At 70.8% G+C, this 7,934-nt stretch carries 6 protein-coding genes; 5 read left to right on the forward strand and 1 reads right to left on the reverse strand.

The window, feature by feature from the left end; genetic code table 11:
- Positions 1-99: 99 nt before the first annotated feature.
- Positions 100-837, reverse strand: a complete 738-nt coding sequence (locus tag ACWEBX_RS19730; RefSeq protein ID WP_451886112.1) for an SDR family NAD(P)-dependent oxidoreductase — start codon at positions 835-837, stop codon at positions 100-102.
- Between the two features lie 462 nt (positions 838-1,299).
- On the opposite strand from ACWEBX_RS19730, the gene ACWEBX_RS19735 reads away from it, so the two are divergent.
- From ACWEBX_RS19735 to ACWEBX_RS19755, 5 genes are all read left to right on the forward strand, one after another.
- Entirely contained in the window at positions 1,300-1,989 is a 690-nt protein-coding gene (locus ACWEBX_RS19735) for a hypothetical protein (protein WP_451886113.1), read from the forward strand.
- A gap of 360 nt (positions 1,990-2,349) precedes the next feature.
- A complete protein-coding gene (locus ACWEBX_RS19740) occupies positions 2,350-3,048 on the forward strand; it encodes a class F sortase (RefSeq protein ID WP_451886114.1) in 699 nt (232 codons plus the stop codon).
- 366 nt (positions 3,049-3,414) lie between these two features.
- Positions 3,415-5,376: an amino acid transporter gene (locus tag ACWEBX_RS19745; protein ID WP_451886115.1), complete on the forward strand. Its 1,962-nt coding sequence runs from the start codon at positions 3,415-3,417 to the stop codon at positions 5,374-5,376.
- 200 nt (positions 5,377-5,576) lie between these two features.
- Positions 5,577-6,302, forward strand: a complete 726-nt coding sequence (locus ACWEBX_RS19750; RefSeq protein WP_451886116.1) for a response regulator transcription factor — start codon at positions 5,577-5,579, stop codon at positions 6,300-6,302.
- Complete coding sequence (locus ACWEBX_RS19755) at positions 6,303-7,784, forward strand: HAMP domain-containing sensor histidine kinase (RefSeq protein WP_451886117.1); 1,482 nt, start codon at positions 6,303-6,305, stop codon at positions 7,782-7,784. It begins immediately after the preceding gene.
- Positions 7,785-7,934: the final 150 nt, after the last annotated feature.

Genomic DNA, 7,934 nt, shown 5'->3' on the forward strand with positions numbered 1-7,934 from the left:
CCGCCGGGGACGGTCGCCTCTCCTGACCGGGACGGCCGCCGCTCCTGGACGACCGCCGACGATCACCGGCCCGAGGCGCGGACCACCGGAGAACGCCGGCTACAGGCCTCCCGCAACCCGCAGGACCGCCCCCGTCGTGTACGAGGCGTCGTCCGACAGGAGCCAGGCCACCGCGCCGGAGATCTCCTCCGGCCGGCCGGCCCGGCCCATGGGGATGACGGCGGCCACCCGGGCCGGACGCTGCGGGTCCTCGTGGAAGTCGGTCCAGACCGTCCCCGGGGCGACACCGTTCACTCGGATGCCGTCGGCCGCCACCTCCTTGGACAGGCCCAGGGTCAGGGCGTCGACGGCCGCCTTCGCCGCCGCGTAGTGGACGTACTGCCCCGGACTTCCAAGGGTCGCCGCGGCCGACGAGATGTTGACGATCGCACCCCCGCCGGACGCGGTCATCTCCCGTACGGCACGGCGCGCGCAGAGCAGATAGCCGAGGACGTTGACCGCGAGGGCGTCCCGCATCCCGTCGGGGTCGGCGCCGGACAGCGGTCCGTTGGGCCCGCTGACGCCCGCGTTGTTCACCAGCCCGGTGACCGGACCGAGTTCGGCGGTCGCCGCGTCGAAGAGCCCGTCGACCGCCGCGGGGTCGGAGGTGTCGACGGCCACGGCGAGACAGCGCCGGCCCGCGTCCGTGACGGCCTCCGCCACCTTCCGCGCGGCCGCACGGTCGGACCGGTAGCCGATGACGACGTCATGGCCCTCCAGGGCCAGCCGCCGGCAGACCGCGGCGCCGATCCCGCGGCTGCCGCCGGTCACCACCGTGATCCTCCGCCCGTTGCTCATGATCATCTCTCCTCACGACATGGACCCTCAGTGTGACGGCGGAGGGTGCCGCTCCCGCTTCTCCCGCGCCCTCCCCGGAGCGGCGCCAGGACATGACTCGCCCATGGGTCTCCCACGGCCGCGTCAAGACAAGAGCCGTCAGGACAAAGGGATCTGACGGTGAGGGCCTCGCACGGCCCATCCGGGCGCAGCAGACGTGTCGCCGCCGATCGGGTCATATGAGAAGTGCCGCTCGGGGCGCCGCCACCCCGGGAGGGCGGGATGAATCGGCAGGTCAGACGGGGTGGGCCGCCGTCGGGCACGCATCGGGGTGACCGCCGGACGGGGGTCTCCGCCATGGGCCGGGCGAGCTCCCCGGGTGGTGCGCCGCGCGCTTCGGATTGACGGTGGATCACGTCGCACCGGGTTTTCGCCTGCTGACAAGAGGTCAGCTACCTGGTTCTGACGGAAGGACTCCGACAAATGCGATCTGCCCGCATGCTCCTGGCCGCCGCGACGGCCACCGCCGCCCTCGCGATCGGCGCCCCCGGCGCGTACGCCGCCGCGACCGGCGACTGGGACCACAGCGACTCCTCTTCCTCCTCCTCTTCCTCTTCCTCCTCTTCTTCCGGCAAGGAGCACGAAGACTCCGGTTCTTCCAGCAAGGAGCACGAAGACTCCGGTTCTTCCAGCAAGGAGCACGAGGACTCCGGCTACGGCAAGGAGCACGAGGACTCCGGCTACGGCGCCGAGCACGGCAAGGACAGCGAAAGCGACCACAGCAAGCCCACCTGGCACCACGAGAAGCCGGAAGGCGGCGTGCACACCGGCGGCGGTGCGCTGACGTCCCTCAAGGCGGACGACTCCTGGAAGGGTGACAAGAAGTACGACCCGGAGACCTACAAGGACAAGGACAAGGACTCCTCGAGCTCCGACAGCAGCGGTTCCTGGGACTCCGGGAGCAGCAAGGGCTCGTGGGACTCGAGCAGCAAGGGCTCGTGGGACTCGAGCAGCAAGGAGTCCGAGGAGAAGCCGCACGGCGGCGTCCACACCGGTGGTGGCGGTCTCGCCACGACGTCCGGCGTCACGGCCGGCGGACTGGGCGTCCTGGGCCTCGCGGCCGCGGGCGTGTACATGCTGCGCCGTAAGAACGCCCAGGGTGGTGTGGCCTGACCATGCCTGACGACATAGCGGTCCGGGCCGCCACCCCCTCACCCGTGGTGGCCCGGCCGGTCCCTCCGCCGGCTTGCGCGGCGCCTTCCGCTCCTGCCGCTCCTTCCGCTCCTTCCGCTCCAGCCGCGCTTCCCGCCTCTGCCTTTGCCTCTGTTGCCGGCCAGGCCGGTCCAGCCGGTCTTGATTCCGTTGCCGGTCCGACCAGTCAGGCCGGTCTTGATTCCGTTACCGGTCTCGCCGGTCTTGCTTCCGGTGACTGCCTGAACGGTCTTGCTGATCTTGCTTCCGTTGCCCGTCCCGCTGTTCCCGACACTTCCGCCCAGTCCGCTTCGCTGCCCCGACCCGATGAGGTGGTACCCGATGGCAGCCCGGTTGTCCTCTCCCGCCGAGACCCCGCACATGTCACCCCGACGCACCTTCCGGCGTCGTGCGACGTGGGTCGTGTGGTGCGCCGGCGTCGCGGTCCTGCTGACCACGAACGTGCTCCACCGCCAGGACGAATCGTCCGGCCCCTCCCCCGCCACCCCCGCCGCGGCGGCCCCCGCGCACTCGCACGCGCCCGTGTCCTCGGCCTCCCCCTCGAACGACCGCCCGGCCGCGAAGCATCTCCCGCGGGCCGAGCCGATCCGGCTGCACATCCCGAAGATCTCGGTGGACGCGCCCTTCACCGAACTCGCCCTCGACGACTCGGGCAAGCTCCAGCCTCCGCCCCCGAACGACACCAACATGGTGGGCTGGTACGCCAAGGGCGTCTCCCCCGGTGAGACGGGGACGGCGATCATCGCCGGGCACGTCGACACGAAGACCTCCGCCGCCGTGTTCGCCGGTCTCGGAGACCTGGAGAAGGGCGACAGGTTCAGCGTCGAGCGCTCCGACGGACGGACGGCGTCCTTCGTGGTCGACAGCGCGGAGACCTACGCGAAGGACGCCTTCCCCGACGACAAGGTGTACGCCGACACCCCCGACGCCGAGGTCCGCCTCATCACCTGCGCCGGCACCTACGACCGCACCGTCAAGGACTACACCGACAACCTGGTGGTCTTCGCCCATCTCGTCTGACCCGGCGGGCGGTGCGGCCGGCGCGTCACGGTTCCTGGATGCGCTCGACACCGTCGGTGACCCGCACGAGGCTGTGCGCCTTGCCGTAGTCGGGCAGCGCTTTCCCGTTGGACTTCACGTCCGCGCTGTCGCCGGTCCCGGGCGACTTCTCGGGGATCGCCGACTCCTCGGGGGCCTCCTGACCGGGCGACGAACACCGTCCCCTTGGCGCTCCCGTGATGCACGACCGGCCCGTCTTAACGCAAGCTTGACGCCTGAGGCCCCTGGACGCTCGGGCCCAGGGATCACTCTCTGCATACGCTGATGGGCGCCGTCTCCTCGATGGCCGGAACCGTTCGACGAGACGTACGTACAGGAGAGTCATCGATGGCCAGCACCGAGCCCGCCCCGCCGAGCCGCTTGCGGGCGTGGATGCTGGAAGGCCTGTCCGACATGGGCAAGGGCAAGGGCCGCCAACTCCCGACTCAGGCCGCCGAGCCGGCGCCCGTGCACAAGGGGCAGCGCTGGTGGCGCGTCATGTGCCTGACCGGCGTCGACTACTTCTCCACCCTCGGCTACCAGCCCGGCATCGCCGCCCTCGCGGCCGGACTGCTGTCCCCCGTGGCGACCATCGTGCTCGTCATCGTCACCCTGGCGGGCGCCCTGCCCGTCTACCGCCGGGTCGCGGAGGAGAGCCCGCACGGCGAAGGCTCCATCGCGATGCTGGAACGCCTGCTCTCCTTCTGGAAGGGCAAGCTGTTCGTCCTCACCCTGCTCGGCTTCGCCGCCACCGACTTCCTCATCACCATCACGCTCTCGGCGGCCGACGCCTCCACCCACCTGGTGGAAAACCCCCACCTGAACAGCGCCCTGCACGACAAGCAGCTGGTGATCACCCTGTTCCTGGTGGCCCTGCTGGGCGCGGTCTTCCTCAAGGGCTTCCTGGAGGCGATCGGCGTCGCCGTCGTCCTGGTGGGCATCTACCTCGCGCTCAACGTCGTGGTCGCCGTGGCCGGTGTCTGGGAGGTCATCACCCACGAGCACCTCGTCACCGACTGGACCACCGCGCTGACCGCCGAGCACGGCAACGTCTTCGCCATGATCGGCGTGTCCCTGCTGGTCTTCCCGAAACTCGCGCTCGGCTTGTCCGGCTTCGAGACCGGAGTCGCGGTCATGCCGCACGTCGAGGGCGACCCGGCCGACACCGAGGAGAAGCCCACCGGACGGATCCGCGGCGCCAAGAAGCTCCTGACCACCGCCGCCGTGATCATGAGCGTCTTCCTGATCGTCACCAGCTTCATCACCACCGTGCTGATCCCGGAGAAGGAGTTCGAGCCGGGCGGCCAGGCCAACGGCCGTGCCCTCGCCTACCTGGCCCACGAGTACCTCGGCAACGCCTTCGGCACGGTCTACGACGTCTCCACGATCTGCATCCTGTGGTTCGCCGGCGCCTCCGCCATGGCCGGGCTGCTCAACCTCATGCCGCGCTATCTCCCGCGCTACGGCATGGCCCCGCACTGGGCCCGCGCCGTCCGCCCCATGGTGATCGTCTTCACCCTGGTCGCGTTCCTGGTCACGTGGATCTTCGACGCCGACGTCGACGCCCAGGGCGGCGCGTACGCGACCGGTGTCCTCGTCCTGATCAGCTCCGCCGCCATCGCCGTCACCATCGCCGCCCGCAAGGCCCGCCAGAAGCACTGGACCATCGCGTTCGCGGTCATCTCGGTCGTCTTCCTCTACACGACCGTCGTCAACATCATCGAGCGCCCCGACGGTGTGAAGATCGGTGCCTGCTTCATCGCCGGCATCATGCTCGTCTCCTTCCTCTCCCGGCTCGCCCGCGCCTTCGAGCTGCGGGTGACCAGCATGACCCTGGACGACATGGCCGAACGGTTCGTACGGGACATCGCGAGCCGGCGCATCCGGTTCATCGCCAACGAGCCCGACAACCGCGACATGACCGAGTACCGCGAGAAGATCGAACAGATGCGCGCCGACCACGATCTCCCGCTCCAGGAGGACTTCGTCTTCCTGGAGGTCACCGTGGGCGACCCCTCGGAGTTCGAGTCCGTCATGAACGTACGCGGCGAGGTCCTGCACGGCCGCTACCGCGTCCTCACCCTGGAATCCGCCTCGATCCCCAACGCCCTCGCCGCCCTGCTCCTCTACGTGCGCGACTCCACCGGCGGCATCCCGCACATCTACTTCGAGTGGACCGAGGGCAGCCCCTTCGCCAACTTCCTGCGCTTCTTCCTCTTCGGCCAGGGCGAGGTCGCCCCCGTCACCCGGGAAGTCCTGCGCGAGGCCGAACCCGACCGCGCACGCCGGCCACGGGTGCACGTCGGCTGACACCTCCGGTGTGGCCGGTGAGATCCGGTGGTGCCCGGTGGGCCCCGTGAGACCGGGCGGTGCCCGGCCGGATCCGGACGTGCCCCGGACCTTTCCGGGCACGTCCGACACACCGGAAAGGAGTGAGAGGCCGGTAAGAAGGTCCGTCGCGGAGCCGCTCACCAGGTCGCACGCGGCCGGCGGCTTGGCAGACTGGTCGAGTGCCCCAGAACGTACTGCTCGCCGAGGACGACCGCGCCATCCGCCATGCCCTGGAAAGGGCACTGACACTGGAGGGCTACACGGTGACAGCCGTGGCCGACGGCGTGGAAGCGCTGGCCCAGGCCCACCGCACCCCGCCGGACGTCCTCGTCCTCGACGTCATGATGCCCGGCATCGACGGCCTCCAGGTGTGCCGCGTGCTGCGCGCCGAGGGCGACCGCACCCCGATCCTGATGCTCACCGCGCTCGTCGAGACCGCCGACCGCATCGCCGGCCTCGACGCCGGCGCCGACGACTACGTCGTCAAGCCGTTCGACGTCGAGGAGGTCTTCGCCCGGCTCCGCGCGCTCCTGCGCCGCACCGGGAACGCCGCCTTCGACGAGGACACGCCGGCGCCCCCGCCCCGGGAACCCCGGACGGCCGGAGCGCAGATCTCCGCGGCCGGGCTGCGCATGGACATCCAGGCCCGCCGGGCCTGGCGCGGCCGGCGCGAGCTGGAACTGACCCGCACCGAGTTCGAGCTCCTCGAACTGCTCGTCCGCAACGCGGGCATCGTCCTCGACCACTCCACCATCTACGACCGGATCTGGGGCTACGACTTCGGCCCCGGATCCAAGAACCTCGCCGTGTACGTGGGCTACCTGCGGCGCAAGCTCGACGAGCCGGGCGGTCCGGCGCTGATCCACACCGTGCGGGGCGTGGGGTACGTCCTGAGGGAGGACTGAGTGCGACGACGGCTGCGGCAGGTGTCCTCACTGCGGGCCACCTTCACCGTGTCCTTCGCGGCCGTCGCCGCCGCCGTCACGGTCCTCGTCGGGTTCCTGAGCTACGACGCCGCCGCGCGGCTCGTGCGGGTCGACCAGCAGACCGTCTTCGCCGAGGTCGTGCAGGACCTGCGCGACCAGGTCCGCGAACACCCCCTGCACACCGGCGACTTCGCCTCCTCGGACCCGGACCACGACGGGCCCCTCGACGACATCATCCGGCCCAGCCGCACCGACGTTCAGGTGCTCGGGCCGGACGGCGTGATCGCCGACCACGGTGTCCCTCCGCTGCCCGTGGACGGCCGCGACCGGGCCGTCGCCGACGACGCCACGGCGGGCGGGCTCGTGGAGCACAAGGACGTCTACGTCGCCGGTGACCGCTATCGCATCGCGACCGTCTCGCTCGGCGGCGGACGCGGTGCCGTGCAGGTCGCCCAGCAGTTCAGCGACACCGAGGATCTGCTCCGGGAACTCCAGCAGCGGACCGTCCTGCTCGTCGGGGCCGTCGTGATCGCCGCGGGACTGTTCGGCTGGTGGCTGGCCCGGCGCATCACCCGGCGTCTCGTGCGGCTGGCGGGGGCCGCCGAGGACGTGGCGCGCACCGGTCGTCTCGGCATCCAGGTGCCGATCACCGGATACGACGAAGTCGCCCGGCTCGGGCGGTCCTTCGACCGGATGCTCGGCCGCCTTGCCCAGTCCGAGGAGGACCAGCGGCGCTTGGTGCAGGACGCGGGGCACGAACTCCGTACGCCGCTGACCTCCCTGCGTACGAACATCTCGATGCTCCGCCGGATCGACGAACTGCCGCCCGACGCCCGTGAGGAACTCGTCGCCGATCTGGCGCTGGAGTCCCGGGAGCTGACCGACCTGGTCAACGAACTGGTCGCCCTCGCGGCGGGCCAGTCGGACACCGAGCCGGTGCGGCGGCTCGACCTAGCCGAACTCGCCGAGGACGTCGCGGTCGTCGCGCGCCGCCGCACCGGGCGGGACATCAGCGTCCGGGCCACCGGCGACACGACGGTCGACGGCCGCCCGAGCGCCCTGCAGCGCGCCATCTCCAACCTGGTCGAGAACGCGACCAAGTTCGACCGGGCCGGAACGGCACCGATCGAGGTCGAGGTGACGGGCCCGTCCCCCGCAGGCCCCCCGAGCCCGGCCGGCTCCACGGGCCCCGCAGCCTCGGCAGGCTTCGGCAGCCGTCACCGACCGGTGCGCGTCGAGGTGCTCGACCGGGGTCCCGGCATCGGTGACGACGACCTCGTGCGTGTCTTCGACCGCTTCTACCGAACCGCCGACGCCCGCAGCCTGCCCGGCTCGGGCCTCGGCCTGTCGATCGTCCGCGAGGTCTCCACAGCCCACGGAGGCATCCCGTTCGCCCACCCCCGAAAGGGCGGCGGCACGGTGATCGGCTTCACGGTGGAAGGTGCACCGGCACTCGACTGACACGCACGGTTCGGTCCGGTGGGTGGGTCGGGGCCGTGCCGGTGCATCAGCCCGTCGCCGTCCGCACGTTCCTCTTCCAGCAGATGGGCACCTTCAACGTCGCCAGGATGGCCGACCTGCGCAATCTCGACACCGACGGCCCCTCGCTGC

It is taken from the genome of Streptomyces sp. NPDC005070, from assembly GCF_053600395.1.